This is a genomic window from Veillonella rodentium (assembly GCF_900187285.1).
Lineage (GTDB): Bacteria > Bacillota > Negativicutes > Veillonellales > Veillonellaceae > Veillonella > Veillonella rodentium.
Genome location: NZ_LT906470.1, coordinates 1579914 through 1600479, shown reverse-complemented (window position 1 = coordinate 1600479; position 20566 = coordinate 1579914). Strand labels below are relative to the sequence as shown.

Below are 20566 nucleotides of genomic sequence, written 5' to 3'. Positions count from 1 at the left end.
ATTTATAATGAAGATAGACTTAGACCAGGGTTCATAGATAACAGTCGCGTGTTATGGATATCTTGGATAGTGTTAGTATTGATTTTAATGCCTTGTTTAGTAAGAAAGGAAACGACATGGAAAGAATTCTAAAATTAGCCGTTATCGTGCTAATTCCGGTTATCCTCTGGTTCACAACTCCACCGGAAGGACTTTCAGATACCGCCTGGCGCCTATTTGGTTTCTACATTGCAGGTATCTTAGGTTTGATTTTAAAACCGTATCCAATTCAAATTATTTTATTAGCTGTATTATCCGCTTCCGCATTATTCTTGGACAATGCGAAAGAAATTTTAGTAGGTTACGGCTCCACGGCATTGTGGATGATCATCGCGGCGTTCTCCTTGAGCGTAGCGTTTGGTAAGACCGGCCTTGGTCACCGCGTGGCTTATCACCTGATTCGTGCATTCGGTTCTACCGTATTGCGTTTGGGGTATGTAACGGCACTTCTTGATTTGATTTTATCTCCCGCAACACCTTCCAACACGGCACGTGCGGCCGGTATTATTTATCCGATTAACTTATCCATCGCCGAATCCATCGGTTCCTATCCCGGCGATACGGCGAAACGCGGCGGTTCCTTTATCTTGATGAATGGCTACTTCGTAACAAAGATTACATCCTTCATGTTTTTAACTGCTATGGCTCCGAATGTGTTGGCACTGGACTTCGTTACCAAGATTACCGGCCTCAGCATGACTTGGGGCGAGTGGGCATTAGCGTTGGCACTTCCTGGTCTTGTAATGTTGATCTTTGTTCCTCTTATCGGTTACTGGATTGACCGCCCTGAAAGCGTGGAAATCGACAACAAGAAATTGGCTGCCGACGGTCTCGCTAAATTGGGACCTATGAAAGTATCCGAAAAGATCTTGGCTGTTGTATTCGTTCTCGCTCTTATCGGTTGGGCATTGCCTTCCATCGGCGTTGATTTAAGCGCGACCGCAGTAGCATTAGTCGCTATGACTATCGTATTCTTGAGCGGCATCATCACTTGGGATGACATGGTTCAAACTAAAGCTGTTTGGAATACTTTCATCTGGTTCGGTGCTATCCTCGGTTTGTCCACAGCGTTGACTAAAGCTAAATTCTTCGCTTGGCTTGCAACATTCATGCAAACAAACTTGGTGCTCGATTTTTCGCCACTCGTAGTCGTATTGATTCTGTCCGCTATCAGTGTTGTGATCCGTTACTTGTTCGCCTCCAGTACTGCATACATCGCATCCATGCTTCCTGTATTTTTGACGGTAGGTATGGCATCAGGTGTAGATCCGGTTATGTTCGGTCTCGTATTGCTTGCAACAAATGCGTTCGGCGGTCTCGTAACTCACTACGGTGCATCTCCTGGACCTATCATTTATTCCGCAGGTTACAACAACTTGAAAGACTGGTGGACTGCCGGTGCGATCCTTGCTGTATTGAGCTGGATTCTACTTTTCGTTGTAGGTATCCCTTGGTGGACTTTCATCGGTATGATCGGTTAATCATACAAATTTATAATACTCTTTGTTTTATCGGTACGGGCCAGACAGTCGCGACACGTCTGGTCTTTGCCATTTGATATATTTTTTGTGGAAAGGATGCAACATGGCACAATTAGTAAAAGCCGCGCAAGCGGGCTTCGATGAAAAAAATGATGCATTAGTAACGGTGGAACCGATTGCTAGCGGCATCGAAATCGAATTAACATCCAAAGTTATTCGCCAATACGGCGACCAAATTAAATCCGTTATCTTGAACACAGTGAAAGAAGCCGGTTATGATGGCGTAAAAGTAACCGTACAAGATAAAAACGCTTGGGATTACACGATTAAAGCCCGCGTGTTGGGCGCATTGGAAAGGGGGAGCAAAGCATAATGGCTAACGATAAAACATTTCCTGAAGTTAAAACAAATCCATTAACGGAGGCAGCTAAAAAACGCTTGTCCCGTTCCATGATGTTCGTACCGGGTAATACACCTAAAATGATTAACAGTGCTGACATTCACGGCTCTGACTCCATCATGATCGATATCGAAGATTCCGTGCCAATTACAGAAAAAGACACAGCTCGTCTTTTAACTGCAGAAGCATTGAAATCCCGTAAATTCCGTGCAGAAACAGTTGTTCGTATCAACCATCCTACACAGACACCTTATGGCTATGACGATCTTGATGTCATCGTTCCAGCTAAACCTGATATGATTCGTTTACCTAAAACTGAAGACGTTTCTGAAGTTGAAATCGTAGCGAAGAAGATTGAAGAAGTGGAAAAAGCTAACGGTTGGCCGGAAGGCACAATCAACATTATCGTGGCTATTGAATCCGTTCGCGGCTTATACAATGTTCGTGAAATCTGTCACGGCCCTCGCGTAGTTGCTATCGCTCTCGGCGCTGAAGACTACCGTGCTGACCTTCGTACAGGTAAACATAAACCGGCTGTTGAATTGTTGTTCGCTCGTCAGACAATCCTTCATGCAGCACGCGAAGCGGGTATCCGAGTAATCGATACGGTGTTCTCCGACGTGAAAGATCCTCAAGGCTTCCGCGAAGAAGTTGAATTTATTAAAGCGTTGGGATATGACGGCAAGTCCTGTATCCATCCAAGCCAAATCAAAATTATCCACGAAGTATTCACTCCTGATGAAAAAGAAATCGCTCATTCCGTTAAGGTATTGAACAGCTATGCCGATGCATTGCGCAACAATAAAGGCGTAATTTCCGTAGATGGTAAAATGATCGATGGCCCTATCGTAGTTCGTGCACAACGCGTAGTCGATAAAGCACGTGCAGCAGGCATTAAAGTTGAATTAGAGGAAGGAGCAGAATACGATGTTAAATAAAGTAGGTCGCGATATCCCGACAAATATTCCCGCATTAAAAGGTCGCGAAGTATATCAAGGTGAATTCGCAATCGAACCTAAAGCTCATCGCGCAGGTAAACCTGTACATATGAGCCGTGTGGGTACTAATAAAGTACTTGCTTCCATCGATGAAGCAATCGAAAAAGCCGGCGTAAAAGATGGTATGACATTGTCCTTCCATCATCATTTACGCAACGGCGACTATGTAATGAAAATGGTTATGGAACGCGTTCAGGCGAAAGGCATTAAGGACATTACCATCGCGTCCTCTTCTTTGTCCCCATGCCATGAATTCTTGGTGGAAATGATTCAGGACGGTACCGTTACAGCTATTGAAACATCCGGTTTACGCGATCGCCTCGGTAAATTCTTGACTCAAAACCCTGGCGTATTGAAACGTCCTGTAGTGATTCGCTCCCACGGTGGCCGTGCTCGCGCTATCGAATCCGGCGAAGTTCATATCGACGTAGCTTTCATGGGCGCACCTACAGCTGATCCACGCGGTAATGCAACCGGTCGTATGGGTAAATCCGCATGTGGCGCACTCGGTTATGCTAAGGTTGATTCTCACTATGCAGATACAACCGTTATTATTACGGATAATTTGGTTGATTATGTACATAACTATGCAATTCCTCAAACTGACGTAGATTATGTTGTTCCTGTTGAAAGCATCGGTGATCCGGAAGGTATAGCTTCCGGTGCGGTAGGTTTCACTAAAAACCCTATCCAGATTAAGATTGCTGAATTGGCCGGTGAATTCCTTGATCAGGCGGGCATCATCAAAGACGGTTTCGTATTCCAATTGGGCGCCGGCGGTGCTCCTTTGACTGTTGCGAAATTCATCGCTGAAAAACTTCGCAAACGCGGTGAAGTAGGTGGCTTCGCTATCGGTGGCGCTACTGGTATCTTGACTGGTATGCTTGAAGAAGGCTTGATTCGTGCCATTTACGATACTCAAACATTCGATACTACTGCAGCAGCTTCCTTGGATAAAAACCCTGCACACATCGAAATGTCCGCTTCCATGTACGCTAACCCATGGACAGACTGCACTACAAACTACTTAGACGTAGTATTCCTTGGTGCTACTGAAATTGACCTTGATTTTAATGTAAACGTAATGACTGACTCCAACGGTGTATTGATGGGCGCTTCCGGCGGTCACTCCGATACAGCGGCAGGTGCTAAATGCACAGTTATTACTTGTCCATTGATCCGCGGCCGCTTGCCGATGATCCGTGACAAAGTAGCAACTGTTATTACACCGGGCTCCTCCGTTGACGTACTCGTTACCGAATACGGTATCGCAATAAATCCGGCTCGCAACGATTTGATTGAACGCTTCAAAGACAGCAACTTGCCTATCTACACAATTGAAGAATTACGACAATTAGCATTCGACTTGGTAGGTAAACCACAAGATATCCCTGTATCCGACAAAGACGAAGATATCGTGGCAATCGTAGAATACCGCGATGGTTCTATCCTTGACGTGGTTCGCAAACCTCTATAAGTTAGATGTGATGTGGAGTCCGGTTGAATCCTGAATGGTTCCACTGTCGACTTACCATCCCTTGCTGATTAGTTAATATAAAGACCCTCTCCATGGTCCTCGGACTCACATATGAATGAAGTTCGTCTACGGACCACGGAGAGGGTCTTTTTGCGTAAATTATTTTTTTACATCCGGTACTTTCCCCGGATTCATATCGAGGTTTAGATCCGTCGATTTGAATTGGTACGGATTGGCATCCGGCGGTTGTACTTTCAGGTCCGGATGAAGCCATTGCAGTTGTTTCAGTTCCCAGTCGTATCTGGCACCTTCGTTTTGCAGGTACCGTATATCTTTCTGGATGTCATCGATCTGATCGCTGTGCTTGTTCGCCATTCCTTCCAAAATATACAGGCGTCCTGCTACGCTTTCAATCGTGGAGCCGTCGTGGTCCTCGTCGACGCGCCATTGCAGTTCCGCTATCTGAATCTGCTGTATGATGATGACGATAATCAGCACGATGATAACGCCCCACATGGGTGTTTGTTTAGCTTTCAAAAGGGCTCGCAATTTAGTAGCGAGCCCAGATGGTTTATTCATTATTGGCGTTCCTCAAGTTGTAATCCTGGTAATGGTAGTTTGGAATTTACAAAGTCTAACCACAAGCGAGATGCATGGGAGAGGTAGTGGCCTTTTTTCCAAATTACGTAGAGGGTGTGAATGATTTCAGGCACTAGCGGTCTTACGACAACTCTGGAGCTGACGTCGGAGCTTTCACCGACCTCAGGGCAGAGACGGGAAGGCAATAATGCAATCGCAAGATCGGCACTGACCGTCTGCAACATGAGATCCCGCTGGCTTGTCTCGAATACGATATGAGGTTGGAAGCCTGTATGTTTACATGCCTTGATAATTTCATCATGAAGGTTGAAATCGTCCTTGTGCAGTACGAAGGATTCGTCAGCCAGCATTTCCAAGCGGATTTCCTTTTCCTTAGCCAAAGGGCTGGACTTTGGAATGATGACGGAGAGGGGATCGCTGGTCAAATAGAACGATTCAAATTCCTTCGGATTAGGTTTCGTACAGATAATCCCGATATCGATTAAACCTTCCTGGACACTGATTTCCACTTTCTTGGAACCTTGTTCGTAGAGTTCCAATTCGATTTGCGGATATACTTTCTTAAATTCCCCTAAAAGTTGTGCAAAAATCGGTGCGTCTGTAATAGGCGGAATACCGATTCGAATAGAACCCTGTTCTAAACGAAATTCGTTTTCAAAATCTGTTTTTAGATGTTCAAACATGAATACAACGCGTTTAGCATGGGTGAGGAAAATCGTGCCCCCGTCAGTAAGCTCTACGGATTTAGCGTTTCGCATGAAAAGCACTACGCCTAATTCATCCTCAAGAGCTTTAATGGTGCGGCTAATTGCTGATTGAGAAATATGTAAATTTCTCGCAGCTTTACTGAAGCTTTTTTGATCAGCTACTTCTACGAAGTATTTCAAATGATGAAAATCCATAATTAACCCCCTAATTAGAAAACATAGCTATAGGAAGTGACTTGACTAACTGAGAATAGTTATTACTGAAATGCAATTAGCTATTACTTTATGTAAAGCATGGATAGCGATATTGGCAAAGCGACAGTCACTGTATGTATTGCTTTGATAGGGCCCTCACGTTATAATGAATTTATAGGGCTATATCAAGTTATGATATTAGGAATTATGGTTGTGCCCATTACAATACAGTATGCACACGCACATAATGCCATATTATATATAACATATATATTATTGCATTATTTTTTCATGTACGCAAGTTTGTAATGGTTGTTATTCCTATTCATAATGATAGATTAAGCAAGTGTTCTATTTTTGCTAAATGCTTAAGGAGGCAATAATCACATGAGTCGTAAATTTAAAACTATGGACGGCAACCAAGCGGCTGCTCACGTTTCTTACGGTTTTACAGAAGTAGCGGCGATTTATCCAATCACTCCATCTTCTCCAATGCCGGAACACGTTGACGAATGGGCTGCAACTGGTCGTAAAAACATCTTCGGCAACACTGTTCAAGTTGTAGAAATGCAATCTGAAGCGGGTGCTGCTGCCGCATTCCACGGTTCCTTGCAAGCTGGCGCATTAACAACAACTTTTACATCTTCTCAAGGTTTGTTATTGATGCTTCCTAACTTATATAAAGTTGCAGGTGAATTACTTCCAGGTGTATTCCAGGTAGCTGCTCGTGCTTTGGCTGCACATGCATTGGCTATCTTCGGTGACCATCAGGACGTAATGGCTGCTCGTGCAGCTGGCTGCGCTATGCTTGCTGAATCCTCCGTACAAGAAGTAATGGACTTGTCTGCAGTTGCTCATTTGACTGCTATTAAAACTCGTGTACCTTTCATCAACTTCTTCGACGGTTTCCGTACATCCCATGAAATTCAAAAAATTCAGATCTGGGATTATGAAGATTTGAAACCATTGGTTGACATGGACGCTGTAAAAGCATTCCGTAAAAATGCTTTGAATCCTGATGCGCCTGTAACTCGTGGTACTGCAGAAAACCCTGACGTATACTTCCAACATCGCGAAGCAGCTAACAAATTCTACTTGAACGTTCCTGACGTTGTAGAACATTACATGAACGAAATCAACAAGTTGGCTGGTACTGATTATCAATTGTTCAACTATGTAGGTGCTCCTGATGCGACTGATGTTGTTGTAACGATGGGTTCTTCCGCTCAAGTAGTAGAATCCACTGTTGAATACCTCAACAAATTGGGCCGTAAAGTCGGTTTCATCAACGTTCACTTGTTCCGTCCATTCGCAACAGATCGTTTGTTGAAAGTACTTCCTAAAACTGTTGAACGCATTGCGGTTCTTGATCGTACTAAAGAACCTGGCGCATTGGCTGAACCATTGTTCTTGGACGTACAGGCGGCTGTAGTTGACGGCGGCCGTAACATCAAAGTTATCGCCGGTCGTTATGGTTTGAGCTCCAAAGACGTTATCCCTGCAGACATCGTTGCTGTATTCGATAACTTGGCAGATAAAAACGGTAAGAAATTCTTCACATTGGGCATCAATGACGATGTGACATTCTTGTCCTTGGAACGCGCTAAAGACGTAGACGTTCACACTGAAGGTTTAACTGAATGTAAATTCTGGGGCTTCGGTTCTGACGGTACTGTAGGTGCGAACAAATCCGCTATTAAAATCATCGGTGACCACACTGACATGTATGCTCAAGCATACTTCGATTACGACTCCAAAAAATCCGGTGGCGTAACAATGTCTCACCTTCGTTTTGGTAAAAACCCGATTAACCAACCATACTTGGTAACTGAACCACATTTCGTAGCGTGTCACCGTCAATCTTATGTACATGAATACGATCTAATCCGTGGCATCAAAAAAGGCGGTACGTTCCTATTGAACTGTACTTGGTCTCCGGAAGAATTGACTGAACATTTGCCTGCTAAATTGCGTCGCGAAATTGCTGAGAAAGAATTGAACTTCTACATCATCAATGCTGCGAAAATCGCTTCTGAAATCGGTTTGGGCGGTCGTATCAACATGGTAACACAAGCTGCTTTCTTCAAATTGACTGAAATTATCCCTGTAGATGACGCTGTTAAATACCTTAAAGAATCCGTAGTAACTTCCTATGGTAAAAAAGGTCAGAACATCGTCGACATGAACAATGCCGCTATCGATCAAGGCGTCGGCGCTTTGGTGAAAGTAGATGTTCCTGCAGACTGGAAAAATGCTGTTGACGAAGGTCATGAAAAAGTTAAACCTGGTTGCGAATCTTGCCCATCTTTCGTTAAAAACATTGCACAACCAATCAATGCACAAGCCGGTTATGATCTTCCTGTATCCACATTCGCTGGTTACGAAGACGGTACATTACCTGCCGGTACTGCTAAATACGAAAAACGCGGTCCTGCATTGTTCGTTCCAAAATGGTTACCTGAAAACTGTATCCAATGTAACCAATGTTCTTTCGTATGTCCACATGCTACAATTCGTCCAATCTTGGCAACTGAAGCAGAAGTGGCAGCGGCTCCTGAACATTTCGATACAATCCCTGCACTTGGTGCTAAAGACCTTCAATTCCGTATCGCCGTATCCCCATTAGATTGCTTGGGTTGCGGTAACTGCGTTGATATCTGTCCTGCACCAAAAGGCAAAGCTATCGTAATGACTTCCATCGATTCCGAAATCGAACAAGCTGAAGCTTGGAATTACGGTGTAAACCTTCCTGTAAAAGAAAATCCTATGAAGAAGGATACTGTTAAAGGCTCCCAATTTGAACAACCATTGTTCGAATTCTCTGGCGCTTGCGCAGGTTGCGGTGAAACTCCTTACGCTAAATTGATTACTCAATTGTTCGGCGACCGTATGATGATTGCGAATGCTACCGGCTGTTCCTCCATCTGGGGTGCTTCCATGCCTGCATCTCCATACACTACTAACCAACTTGGTCAAGGTCCTTCCTGGGCAAACTCCTTGTTCGAAGACAATGCTGAGTTCGGTTACGGTATGTACATCGGTGTTAAAAAGATTCGTGAACAGTTGGCGGAAGTAGCTGCAAAAGCAGCTGAAACTGCAACAGGCGAATTGAAAGAAGCTTTGGAACAATGGTTAGAATTTGCTAACCTTGGCGCTTCCAGCCGTGAACGTTCCGCTCGTTTGGTAGCGGCAATCGAAGCTGAAGGTGCTACAACTCCTGAACTTAAAGAACTTCTTGAAAAGAAACAATTCTTGGTTAAACGTTCTCACTGGATCTTCGGTGGTGACGGCTGGGCTTACGATATCGGCTTCGGCGGTGTTGACCATGTATTAGCTTCCGGCGAAGACATCAACATCTTCGTATTCGATACAGAAGTTTACTCCAATACTGGCGGTCAAGCTTCTAAATCCACTCACGTTGCTGCAGTAGCTCAATTCGCTGCTTCCGGTAAACGTACTAAGAAGAAAGATCTCGGTATGATGGCTATGTCCTACGGTTATGTATACGTAGCACAAGTAGCTATGGGCGCTGACAAAAACCAATTGATGAAAGCATTGGCGGAAGCAGAAGCTTATCCAGGTCCATCCCTAATCATCGCTTACAGCCCATGTATCAACCATGGTATCAAAGCTGGTATGGGTAAAGCTCAGGAAGAACAACGCAAAGCTGTTGCAGCTGGTTACTGGGATCTTTACAGATACAACCCTCTACTTAAAGAAGACGGTAAAAATCCATTCTCCTTGGATTCCAAAGAACCGACTGAAAGCTTCCAAGACTTCCTTAAAGGTGAAGTACGTTACGCTTCCTTGGCTAAAGCGGCTCCTGATGTGGCAGAAGAATTGTTCGCTAAAACTGAACAAGACGCTAAAGAACGTCGCTTGAGTTATGTTCGCTTACAAAAAGGTTTTGACGACGTAAAATAATTTATTATTAACGACGTAACCTATATGAGGCACCCTTTCGAGGGTGCCTCTTTTTTATGGATATTTACCATCTTTACTCATAGGTATTACACAAGCGATTTGGTATAATGAGAACAGATTGATTATAAATTGAAATGATATTTATAAGAATCATATATGATGATACATTTGATGATAATGATGATTAGATAGAGGTGCGGTATGTCAAAGAATACAGCGAAGGTGAAGACCGATACACAACAAACAATCTATAAGGAACTGGGGTATAAATCATATCCGTTTCCATTTACGACACCGGCCTATTTAGAGGCTTACGGCACCTTGGTTGGACTTACTGTGCCTGCGGCAAAAACTGCTCGCGTATTGGAGCTGGGGGCTACATACGGTGGAAATATTATTTCACAAGCATTACATAATCCTGAGGCGACCTTTATAGGCGTTGAGCTTTCACAGGATCAGGTGGAGAAGGGGAATAAGATCATAGCTGATGCAGGACTTGATAATGTGTCATTGGTTCAAGGGGATATCGTGAATTTTGATAAATCTATGGGTACTTTTGACTATATCATTGCGCATGGCCTCTATTCATGGGTTGATGACGAGATGAAGGACAAGATTCTGGAGATTATCGAAGATCATTTAGCAGATAACGGTCTTGCTTATGTATCTTACAATGCTTATCCGGGATGGCATACGATGGACGAGGTTCGTCAGTTGATGTTGTTTGCAAATCGCGACCAGGCTCAGCTGACTCATAAGAAGAAGGTGAAGCACGGTAAAACGATCGGTAGTTTTGTGGGTTCTCAAATCCTTAATTATGAAAACTTAACGGAGCGGAATATCAAGTTTCTTGGTGCTCTAAAGTCCGTTATGCAAAAGGACGACTATTATGTTGGTCATGACCATTTGGAACCGCATAACGATCCGTGTTATTTTTACCAATTCTATGACCACCTGGAACGTCATAATCTCGCCTATGTATGTGATGCTGATTTGACGCTGTCCATGGTTCGTACTTATGATGAAAGTATGGCGGAACAGCTGGAGAAATTGGCGCCGAAAAATCATGTGGCACAGGAACAGTATCTGGATTTTATTTTGGATACCACATTCCGTAAGTCCATTCTCTGTAAGGCTGAGGCAGTTAAGAATCTTAACTATGATGTGTCCAATCCGTTGAAGGTTAATAGTTTACCTGTGCGGACTATTGTTAATGGATTTACATTCCAGATCCTTTTTGATGAAGAGGCGTTGGCGATGTTTGATAATGACATTGTGCGCGATACATTCCAGGCCCTCATAAAGGACGGCGGAATCTTTACTATGATCGAGGCGCTTGCCGTTTTAAAAGCTGCACATGATGCTGTTCACGATGATGATACTACATTGGAGGATGAAGTATGTGCATTGTATAAGGCCATTGTAGAGCACATGGTACGCGGAGGTATCCGGTTCTACAAAACCTTCCCGCAGAAACAGGAGTTTATGGATGGACTTTCATACATACCGGAACGCTTTACGCAATTTGTGAAAGCCGTTGTGGACGGCGGCCATGAGTATGTATATGGGGCGAATCTGTTTAATGATGCCATCGGGGACATTTCTTCGGAGGACTTGCTCTTTATGGAACTGTTGAGTCGCCCGAAGTCCAGGTCTACCGTAATTCGTCAAATTAAGGATGCTCTCTTTAGTGCGGATAAGGCGCAGTCGGGGAAAAATCAGACCGCCATGGCTGAGGCCTTTTATACGGAACTGACAAAGCGTATGGAACAGTTAGGTTACGTTAGAAATAAGCAGCCTGAATCCATTTCCTGATAAATTGTATAAGGACTTAGTTATAGGGAATAACCCGCTGTAGCGATAGTTGCATGAACTGTTAATTATCGCTATAGCGGGTTTTGTATTGCCCGGGGCTTAAATCATTATTACATTTAGGTATTAAAGAATGACAAATTAATATAAATCAATCGATAAAGTTCATGAAAAATAGATGAATTAATCATGAAGCGTATGGTATACTATGTATGGGTATTTTTGTGTACATCATCCGCGTGTTGAGGATGATACAATAAATTGTATATTTGTAAAAGGAGTCTTTATGGCATCTAAAAAGGCTATTCTGGTATATATACTGGAAATCCTGCGAAGTGAAACAGATGCTAATCATACGTTGTCTCAGGAGGAGATACGCAATAAACTGATCGCGAAGTATGAAGTATCTGTGGATCGGAAAACATTAGGCCGTCACCTAAATGATCTTTATGAAGCCGGTGATTTCGGTATCGAATGTGAAGAGTCTGCAATGGGGACGGACGGTACTGTCAGACGAACCGATTTTTATATGATTCATCCTTTTGAGGATTCGGAATTGCGTTTGTTGGTAGATGGTCTTTTGGCATCGCGTCATATTTCGGCGGCACAGAGGAAGGACCTGATTGAACGCGTATTGAAATTAGGCAGTCCGCATTTTATTTCTCATGGTAATAATATTGAAAGTCCGACAGGGTATCTGCCTAAACGACAGGAGCTTTTCCTTAATATTGACCTCATAGAAACGGCGATACAAACAGGGAGAAAAATTTCATTATCTTACTGCCAGCCTGATGTGGATAAGAAATTACATGTAAATCTCGATTCGGACGGTAAGCCGAAAAAGTATGTGTTCAATCCTTTTCAACTGGTTATGAACCGCGGTCAATACTATCTTGTTGGCAATCATGATAATCATGATGACATGGCTACATTGCGTATGGATCGTATCTGTCAGGTTAAGATTTTGCCTATGAATCGGAAACTGTTACGTCAAATTAAAGGATTCGAACATTTACGCGTATTTAATGTGTCTCAATATATGAAAGAGCACATTTATATGTTCGGTGGAGCATCGATTTCAGTCAGCTTCCAGGCAAAGCGAGACATTGTCAATCAGATTTTGGACTGGTTTGACGGGAATGTTAATTTCACGAAAGTGACGAAATCAAAGGTTGTATGTCATGTGCAGGTTAATCGCGAGGCGTTTAAGTATTGGGCGCTTCAATACATGCAAAGTGTGAAGGTGCTTACACCAAAGTCGTTGGTAATCGAGATAAAGCAGGCCATTCAGGAAGGGCTTAATCAATATTCGTAGAATGACATACATTGTAACGGCACCATTTGCATTACCATGAATATGTATCTGAATATATAAATGAATATGAATATGTATATGTATATGTATATGTATATGTATATGTATATGTATTGTGTTAAGTTGTGTTGTGTAGACACCGATTGTCGGCTATATGATGCTGATGATTCGGTTATAGAAAACTGTATAAAATAAAAAGAGATAGTTGATTCATGATGAACTGAATTTCCGATGTCAGATTTATAATCTGATAAGGGAGATTCAATTCGGAGAATCAACTATCTCTTTTGTTATATAGCGTATTTTATAGGCGAAATATATCTGTTATTTTGAATTATAGGACATGCATTTTTTCAGCTTCTTTGTAATCCTTTAAAACAGGTCTCGGCGGTAATTTTCCCATCAAGCTTACCACATAGATGGCGATGGAGGAGAAGATGAAACCCGGTACGATTTCGTAAAGACCGAAGGGCTCAAATTGTTTCCATATGAGAACCGTCAGACCGCCTACGATGATGCCTGCAAGACAGCCGTGACGAGTCATGCGCTTCCAGAATAAGGAGAACAGAATGGCAGGACCGAAGGCGGCTCCGAAGCCTGCCCATGCATAGGCTACCATCGTCAAGATGTAGCTGTTCGGATCCATCGCCATATAGATGGCGATGAGTGCCACGATGAGTACGATTGCACGACTTACGAGAACGAGCTCTTTATCCGATGCTTTCGGATGAATGAGGTTGGCATAAAAGTCGTTAGCGATAGCCGAAGCGGTTACCAAGAGTTGCGCAGAGGCGGTACTCATGATGGCAGCGAGAACGGCGGACCAGATGAGGCCTGCTATAAATGGTGTAAATAAGCGTTCCGTCATGATGAGGAAAATCGTTTCCGCATCGGTACCGACTAATTTATCAGGCAGCAGATATACATGGCCGATGAGACCTACAGAAATCGCCGCCAAGAGGGACAATATAACCCATACCATGGCGATGTTCGTAGATTTTTTAAGTTCACGTGCGTCGGAGATGGCCATGAAGCGAACCAAGATGTGAGGTTGCCCAAAGTATCCAAGGCCCCAACCGAGAGCGGAAATCAGACCGATTACCCAAGCGAATAAATCCGTTGTATCTCCGAACAGGCTCAATCCTTGAGGAAATTCGTGTTGGATGAGCTGGAATGTTTCTATCGGACCGCCAAGATACATAGCCGCTGTAATCGGCACGGCGAGAATGGCGAAGAACATCAATGCTCCCTGAATGCAGTCCGTCCAGGATACGGCGAGAAATCCGCCGAGGAATGTATAGAATACGACGATGCCTGCGGTAATAAATAGAGACGTGGTGTAGTCCAATCCGAAGATCGTATTGAATAACTTGCCGCCTGCAACAAAGCCGGATGATGTATAAATCAAGAAGAAAATCAGGATGAATAGTGCGGAAATGACCGCTACCGAATGAGATTGATCGTGAAAGCGGTTCTTCAGATAATCCGGCAAGGTTAAACTGTCGCTGGCCACTTCGGTGTGATTGCGCAGCCGTCTCGATACGAATTTCCAGTTCGCCCAGGTTCCTAAGGTGAGCCCTACGGCAATCCATACACCGGAAATCCCCGTCGTATATGCCAATCCAGGCACACCCATGAGCATCCATCCGCTCATATCCGATGCCTCTGCGCTGAGGGCGGTAATCCATGGTCCTAACTGACGTCCTCCGAGAATGTAATCCCCGATGCTGTTCGATTTGCGATAATAATAGACCCCGATATACATCATGAGTCCTAAATACAAGGCAAAGGCGATTATGATCATTAAATTGTCCTGTGTCATGCCTATATAAGACCTCCTTAGGTGTTTTGTATTCTATAGTATTAATACGTAATTCTTATTGTACCATATAATGGGCTTTTACAGTGGATAAAATGCACATTGCCGCAACGTTTTTGGCTTCTATGACTGTGAAAGTATTCAATCGATGCGGGCGGGTTGCCTTGCATTTGGATAGAATATTTTAGGGAAGATAATTATCCGGATATGCTGAAAGAATTACTTGTAATATGCTAAAATAATACAATGAGATGATTTAATATAACGGTATATTGAATTATTCTCGTTCTAACAATGTAATGTAAATAGCGGTGAAAGGGGGCCGATGAGCGAAATGACATCTAATCAACAGGCATTGCGTATGTTGGAAACATATTTCGGGTATACCTCTTTCCGTCCGGCTCAGGAGGCACCGGTAGCCTCTCTCTTACGCGATGAGGACGTCATCGGTATCATGCCGACAGGTGCAGGGAAATCTATTTGCTTTCAGATACCGGCCCTTTGTAAATCGGGGCTGACCATTGTGTTTTCACCGCTTATTTCACTTATGAAAGACCAGGTGGACGGCCTGGTGGTGCAGAATATTCCGGCGGCTCTCATCAACAGTACTCTGACGCAGGCCGAGTTCAATAAGACCATGTATGAGGTGCGTAGCGGTAAGATTAAATTGTTGTATATCGCACCGGAGCGATTGGGGTCCAATTTTTTCTGTAATGTCTTACGGGCGTTACCGATTGCACAGGTTATCGTGGATGAGGCTCATTGTATCTCCGAGTGGGGTCATGATTTCAGACCGTCATATCGACTCATCGGTGAATGGTTGCGTTCGTTGCCGAAACGACCTGTTATCGGTGCTTTCACGGCGACGGCGACAAAGTCCGTAGAAAATGATATTAAGCAGTTGTTGGGATTGCAGGATGCAAATGTGTATGTAACGGGATTTGACAGGCCGAACTTGTCATTTTCTGTTATTCGCACTCCGAAGCGGATGGACTATGTGGTGCATTATGTGCGTCAGCACATGAATGAAAACGGCATTATTTATTGTTCCACCCGTAAGGATGTGGAACGTGTTTATGATAATTTGACCCGTGCCGGCATCAAGACCGGCTATTATCACGGCGGCTTGTCCGATGAGATGCGTCATAAAATGCAAAATGCGTATGCAGATGATACGTTGCAGGTTATGGTGGCGACTAACGCTTTCGGCATGGGTATCGATAAGAGTAATGTGCGCTATGTATTGCATTATCAGATGCCGCGCAATATGGAGTCCTACTATCAAGAGGCGGGTCGTGCTGGCCGTGACGGCGCACCGGCGGAATGCATTCTCCTCTACAGCGGCCAAGACGTGCAGGTGCATAAATATCTGATTGAGCAGTCCATTGAGTCCCCGAGTCGGCAAGAGATAGAGATGCGTAAGTTGCAGGCCATGATCGATTATTGTTTCTGTAGTTCCTGTCTGCGTAAATATATGCTTAACTATTTTGGTGAAAGCACGGTCTGGACATCTTGTGATAACTGCAGTTCCTGTAAGGGGGATAATGAGCGTGTCAACGTGACGCGAGAGGCGAAGGCCGTTTTCCGTGCTATCATGGGAACGGACGAACGCTACGGGGCGACGATGATTGTCGCCATTGTCAGAGGTGAACGGACGGAGCGGATTACACGTGCCGGTCATGATGCGCTGCCGGTGTTCGGCGCTCTCAGCGATGTGGATGAAAAATCTCTAAAAGGCCTTATCCAGCAATTTGTAGCATCCGGTTATCTGCACAGTTCCGGTGGAAAATATCCGGTTCTGTCATTGACGGCCGGTGCTGAAGAGGTTTTGGAGGGGCGTAAAGAGGTGGAGGAAATCAGACAACATGTATCCGTGCCATCTCGCCGCAGCAAAGTTTCTGCGCGTACGGGAGCGGGTACACGAAGTGCCGCGGGTGGTCTCTTTGAGCATTTACGGCAGCATCGCAAACGGTTGTCTGAAGAGGCGAATCTCAGACCGTATCTTATTTTTCCCGATACGGTGCTCATCGATTTAGCTAATTTAAGACCGACTACATTGGGTGAGTTCGCCAATGTAAAAGGTGTAGGGGAAGCGAAGCTAAAAAAATACGGCCTTTCATTTTTGCAGGCTATTTCTGAATATAAGGGGGATTTATGAGTTTAGCAGATACACAATACCTCGGTATTATTGAAAATATTTTGAATAATGGAACTTACGGTCAGAATCGTACCGGCGTGGCGACTTACAAATTACCGCATCAGATTATGCAGTTTGATTTGCAGGAGGAATTTCCGATTTTAACGACGAAATTCGTCGCTTTCAAAACGGCTGTAAAAGAATTGTTGTGGATTTGGCAAATGCAGTCCAATGATGTACGTAAATTACAGGAAATGAATGTTCGCGTTTGGGACGAATGGATGCGCGAAGATGGCACTATCGGAAAGGCGTATGGGTATCAAATCGCCAAATATAGGCAGCTGGATAACCTCATTAAAACGATTAAAGAGGATCCAGACAGCCGTCGTATGATCGTTACGCTCTGGAATATCGAAGATCTGCCGGATATGGCGCTTCAGCCTTGTGCGTATGAAACATTGTGGGATGTAGGAAGTGGTTATTTGAACTGTATGCTCATTCAACGGAGCGGTGATATGGGCCTTGGTGTCCCTTTCAATACGGCACAATATGCGGCGCTTGTGTGTATGATTGCGCAGGTGACGGGACTTAAACCGGGAAAATTTACTCATGTTATCAATAATGCTCATGTTTACGAAAACCACGTGGATGCGTTGCGTGAGCAGCTGGCTCGTCGAGAACAGGCATTACCTGCACCTAAGATTATCATCAATCCGGAAGTGAAGGATTTCTATGCTTTCACACCGGAAGATATCTCACTCGAAGGATATGAGCATTTAGGTAAGTTATCTATGACTGTGGCGGTATAAGAGGAATACTATGTTAGCATTAATCGTGGCCGTAGCGCGTAATCGTGTTATCGGCAAGGATAATTCACTGATTTGGCATCTGCCGAATGATTTGAAATTTTTTAAGGGAAAAACGACGGGGCATGTCATTATCATGGGACGTAAGACCTTTGAAAGCTTACCGTTTTTATTGCCAAATCGGGAGCATTGGGTCATTACTCGCGATAAAGGTTTCGATGCGCCGGAAGGCGTCCGTATATTCCATAGTGTCGAAGTGGTCGTGGAGGAATCGAAGACCCTTGAGGCGGCTTATATCATCGGCGGCGCCCAGGTGTATGAAGCGTTTTTGCCATATGTAGATATTATGTACATCACCGAGGTTGATCACGACTTTGACGGGGATGCATTCTTCCCGGAATTTTCAAAGGACGATTTCCTTGTTGAATCCGTTACGGATGGCATCGTAGATGAGAAAAATCAATATCCTCATCGTTTTGTAACGTATCGTAGAAAGGCATCTAAATGAGTGAAAGAATGTTTGCCATCATCGGCAGTGAATTAAATGTTAAGCCGAAGCAGGTACAGGCGGCTGTGGAGTTGTTGGATGAAGGAAATACGGTGCCGTTTATCGCGCGGTATCGTAAAGAGGTGACGGGAGAGCTGCAGGATGAGCAGCTGCGCACGATCGAGGAGCGCATAAAGTATTTGCGTAATCTTGAAACACGCCGTCAGGAAATCATCACATCCGTTACGGATCAAGAGAAGATGACTGATGAATTGATGAAAGCCTTGGAGTCGGCTACGAAATTACAAGAGTTAGAGGATTTGTACCTGCCGTATCGTCCAAAGAAACGGACTCGCGCCATGATTGCACGAGAACGTGGCCTTGAGCCGTTGGCTATGATGATGCTCGATGATATGGAAACGAGCGGGGACCCACTTGCAATTGCTGCAGATTATATTACGGAAGAGGTGCCGACCGCGGAAGATGCCCTTCAAGGCGCATCGGATATCGTAGCGGAAATCGTCAGCGACAGTGCGGAATTTCGTGCGTATCTGCGTAAAAAGATGTGGAATGAAGGCTTTATTCAAGCTGAATTGAGCGGTGAAGAGGACGTACAGCAGCAATTTCTGCAGTATGCGGACTATGCCGAGCCTGTACGCCAAATGCCGTCCCATCGTATTCTGGCGGTAAATCGCGGTGAAAAATTAGGTGCTTTGAAATTGGCGCTCACCGTACCGGGTGATACCTATGTAGCCTATATGGTGCAAAAGCTTGAGAAAAATCCGAACTCCATATTCAGTGAATATAAGAGGGCTGCCATAGCGGATGCCTATAAACGTCTTATTTTCCCGGCATTGGAACGGGATATACGCAATGAATTGACGGAGCGTGCCGATGAACAAGCTATCAAGATATTCGGCGTGAATCTTAAAAATCTATTGTTACAACCGCCATTGGCTGGACATGTTATCATGGGGCTTGATCCGGGATACCGCACGGGTTGCAAGATGGCAATCATTGACCAACAGGGTAATGTGCTGGACTATGGTGCTTATTACTTAACGAACAGTGAAAAACTTCGTAAAGAAGCGCAAAAAGTCTTAGCGGATAAGATTCGCAAGTTCAACGTAACGCTCTTGTCTATCGGGAACGGCACGGCGTCGTATGAGACGGAACAATTTGCATCTACCATGATTGAAGAGGAAAAACTGGATTGTCACTATATCATCACCAATGAAGCGGGGGCATCCGTGTATTCCGCATCGAAATTGGCAATCGATGAACTACCGGATTTAGACGTTACCATTCGCGGTGCCGTATCTATTGCACGTCGTGTGCAAGACCCGTTGGCGGAGTCCGTTAAAATCGATCCGAAATCGATCGGCGTCGGTCAATACCAACATGATGTAAATCAGAAGCAACTGACCCATACATTGGATCAAGTTGTGGAAACCGTGGTAAACCACGTCGGGGTCGAACTCAATACGGCATCACCTGCGATTTTGCAGCATGTTGCGGGTATTTCTAGTGCGGTGGCTAAAAATATTGTTGCATACCGGCAGGAGAACGGCGTATTTAAAAGCCGTAAGGAATTGTTGAAGGTACCTCGTTTAGGCCCTGCAGCATTTACTCAATGTGCGGGTTTCCTCCGCTTACAACACGGTAAAAATCCGCTAGATAATACATCTGTTCACCCAGAGTCTTACGACTTGGCGGAACGTATTATCGGTGAATTGGGCTTTACGCTGAAAGATATTCAGGATAAATCACAACTGGAAGCATTGCAAGTGAAACTTCCGTTGGTTGATGCGGAGCGGTTAGCGAAAAAACTTGATGCAGGGGTACCGACTGTACGAGATATACTTGGCGCGCTCGCAAAACCGGGGCGCGATCCGCGTGAAGATTTGCCGGTACCGCTTACCCGTAAACATGTGGTGAGCCTTGAAGATATTAAGGTAGGCACCGTTGTAAAAGGTACGGTGCACAATGTTGTGGACTTCGGTGCTTTCATAGATTTCGGACTTAAAACAAACGGTTTACTGCATCGTAGTGAACTGTGTAACAGCCGCCAACATCCATCGGATGTACTGGCCGTAGGTGATATCATCGAGGCGCAAATTATTTCTGTTGATGCAAAACGCAATCGCATCGGTCTGTCTGTAAAAGCATTGCAACCGGAAAAGTCGAAGAATAACGATAATAACCGTAATAGAAATAACAATGGTCAGCGTCGAAATAATGATAACCGAAATAACAACCGTAATAATGGCGGACGTCAAAATAATAATCGCAATTATGGCTCTCGTAATAATGGGGATCGTTGTAATTTATAATTTAATAGAAGTCCAGTTAATCTACATTAATAGATT

Annotated in this window: 14 protein-coding genes; 11 read left to right on the top strand and 3 right to left on the bottom strand. The window is 44.3% G+C overall.

Annotated elements, in window-relative coordinates; all coding sequences use genetic code 11:
- Positions 1–116: 116 nt before the first annotated feature.
- The 4 genes from CKV62_RS07310 to citF all read left to right on the top strand — a co-directional run bounded on the left by CKV62_RS07310 (position 117) and on the right by citF (position 4395).
- Positions 117–1520 carry a DASS family sodium-coupled anion symporter gene (locus CKV62_RS07310; RefSeq protein ID WP_095066362.1) on the top strand — a complete coding sequence of 468 codons (1404 nt, stop codon included), beginning with the start codon at positions 117–119 and terminating at the stop codon, positions 1518–1520.
- 103 nt (positions 1521–1623) lie between these two features.
- On the top strand, positions 1624–1893 hold the full coding sequence (gene citD / locus CKV62_RS07305) for a citrate lyase acyl carrier protein (protein WP_095066361.1): 270 nt from the start codon (positions 1624–1626) through the stop codon (positions 1891–1893).
- On the top strand, positions 1893–2858 hold the full coding sequence (locus CKV62_RS07300; RefSeq protein ID WP_005382238.1) for an HpcH/HpaI aldolase/citrate lyase family protein: 966 nt from the start codon (positions 1893–1895) through the stop codon (positions 2856–2858). The genes citD and CKV62_RS07300 overlap by 1 nt, the downstream gene beginning before the upstream one ends.
- On the top strand, positions 2848–4395 hold the full coding sequence (citF, locus tag CKV62_RS07295) for a citrate lyase subunit alpha (protein ID WP_095066360.1): 1548 nt from the start codon (positions 2848–2850) through the stop codon (positions 4393–4395). Before CKV62_RS07300 ends, citF begins: the two co-directional genes overlap by 11 nt.
- A gap of 159 nt (positions 4396–4554) precedes the next feature.
- Here the strand turns inward: citF and CKV62_RS07290 are convergent, their stop codons facing one another.
- Together CKV62_RS07290 and CKV62_RS07285 are read right to left on the bottom strand one after the other, a co-directional pair.
- Complete coding sequence (locus tag CKV62_RS07290; protein WP_095066359.1) at positions 4555–4974, bottom strand: hypothetical protein; 420 nt, start codon at positions 4972–4974, stop codon at positions 4555–4557.
- A complete protein-coding gene (locus CKV62_RS07285) occupies positions 4974–5897 on the bottom strand; it encodes a LysR family transcriptional regulator (protein WP_095066358.1) in 924 nt (307 codons plus the stop codon). Before CKV62_RS07285 ends, CKV62_RS07290 begins: the two co-directional genes overlap by 1 nt.
- 387 nt (positions 5898–6284) lie before the next feature.
- Between CKV62_RS07285 and nifJ the strand changes: the two genes are divergently transcribed.
- From nifJ to CKV62_RS07270, 3 genes are all read left to right on the top strand, one after another.
- Positions 6285–9821, top strand: a complete 3537-nt coding sequence (gene nifJ / locus CKV62_RS07280; RefSeq protein WP_095066357.1) for a pyruvate:ferredoxin (flavodoxin) oxidoreductase — start codon at positions 6285–6287, stop codon at positions 9819–9821.
- Between the two features lie 201 nt (positions 9822–10022).
- Positions 10023–11636, top strand: coding sequence for a methyltransferase regulatory domain-containing protein (locus tag CKV62_RS07275; protein ID WP_095066356.1), 1614 nt, complete (start codon positions 10023–10025; stop codon positions 11634–11636).
- A gap of 283 nt (positions 11637–11919) precedes the next feature.
- On the top strand, positions 11920–12948 hold the full coding sequence (locus CKV62_RS07270; protein WP_095066355.1) for a helix-turn-helix transcriptional regulator: 1029 nt from the start codon (positions 11920–11922) through the stop codon (positions 12946–12948).
- Between the two features lie 334 nt (positions 12949–13282).
- Here CKV62_RS07270 and putP read toward each other — a convergent pair whose 3' ends face one another.
- Positions 13283–14770 (bottom strand): sodium/proline symporter PutP, encoded by a 1488-nt coding sequence (gene putP / locus CKV62_RS07265; protein WP_095066354.1) that lies wholly within the window; start codon positions 14768–14770, stop codon positions 13283–13285.
- Between the two features lie 322 nt (positions 14771–15092).
- Between putP and recQ the strand changes: the two genes are divergently transcribed.
- Genes recQ through CKV62_RS07245 form a run of 4 tightly spaced genes read left to right on the top strand, consistent with a single transcriptional unit; the run spans position 15093 to position 20530 of the window.
- The gene (gene recQ / locus CKV62_RS07260) at positions 15093–16925 is read left to right on the top strand and encodes a DNA helicase RecQ (RefSeq protein ID WP_095066353.1); all 1833 of its coding nucleotides are present in this window, start codon (positions 15093–15095) and stop codon (positions 16923–16925) included.
- Positions 16922–17713: a thymidylate synthase gene (locus CKV62_RS07255; protein WP_095066352.1), complete on the top strand. Its 792-nt coding sequence runs from the start codon at positions 16922–16924 to the stop codon at positions 17711–17713. Before recQ ends, CKV62_RS07255 begins: the two co-directional genes overlap by 4 nt.
- A 10-nt stretch (positions 17714–17723) precedes the next feature.
- Complete coding sequence (locus CKV62_RS07250; RefSeq protein WP_095066351.1) at positions 17724–18218, top strand: dihydrofolate reductase; 495 nt, start codon at positions 17724–17726, stop codon at positions 18216–18218.
- Positions 18215–20530 carry a Tex family protein gene (locus CKV62_RS07245; protein ID WP_231968312.1) on the top strand — a complete coding sequence of 772 codons (2316 nt, stop codon included), beginning with the start codon at positions 18215–18217 and terminating at the stop codon, positions 20528–20530. The genes CKV62_RS07250 and CKV62_RS07245 overlap by 4 nt, the downstream gene beginning before the upstream one ends.
- Positions 20531–20566 lie beyond the last annotated feature (36 nt).

Bases quoted from the DNA above. Each gene is read 5' to 3' on its own strand.
- CKV62_RS07310 (WP_095066362.1), top strand. From the start codon at position 117: ATGGAAAGAATTCTAAAATTAGCCGTTATCGTGCTAATTCCGGTTATC.
- citD (WP_095066361.1), top strand. From the start codon at position 1,624: ATGGCACAATTAGTAAAAGCCGCGCAAGCGGGCTTCGATGAAAAAAAT.
- CKV62_RS07300 (WP_005382238.1), top strand. From the start codon at position 1,893: ATGGCTAACGATAAAACATTTCCTGAAGTTAAAACAAATCCATTAACG.
- citF (WP_095066360.1), top strand. From the start codon at position 2,848: ATGTTAAATAAAGTAGGTCGCGATATCCCGACAAATATTCCCGCATTA.
- CKV62_RS07290 (WP_095066359.1), bottom strand. From the start codon at position 4,974: ATGAATAAACCATCTGGGCTCGCTACTAAATTGCGAGCCCTTTTGAAA.
- CKV62_RS07285 (WP_095066358.1), bottom strand. From the start codon at position 5,897: ATGGATTTTCATCATTTGAAATACTTCGTAGAAGTAGCTGATCAAAAA.
- nifJ (WP_095066357.1), top strand. From the start codon at position 6,285: ATGAGTCGTAAATTTAAAACTATGGACGGCAACCAAGCGGCTGCTCAC.
- CKV62_RS07275 (WP_095066356.1), top strand. From the start codon at position 10,023: ATGTCAAAGAATACAGCGAAGGTGAAGACCGATACACAACAAACAATC.
- CKV62_RS07270 (WP_095066355.1), top strand. From the start codon at position 11,920: ATGGCATCTAAAAAGGCTATTCTGGTATATATACTGGAAATCCTGCGA.
- putP (WP_095066354.1), bottom strand. From the start codon at position 14,770: ATGACACAGGACAATTTAATGATCATAATCGCCTTTGCCTTGTATTTA.
- recQ (WP_095066353.1), top strand. From the start codon at position 15,093: ATGAGCGAAATGACATCTAATCAACAGGCATTGCGTATGTTGGAAACA.
- CKV62_RS07255 (WP_095066352.1), top strand. From the start codon at position 16,922: ATGAGTTTAGCAGATACACAATACCTCGGTATTATTGAAAATATTTTG.
- CKV62_RS07250 (WP_095066351.1), top strand. From the start codon at position 17,724: ATGTTAGCATTAATCGTGGCCGTAGCGCGTAATCGTGTTATCGGCAAG.
- CKV62_RS07245 (WP_231968312.1), top strand. From the start codon at position 18,215: ATGAGTGAAAGAATGTTTGCCATCATCGGCAGTGAATTAAATGTTAAG.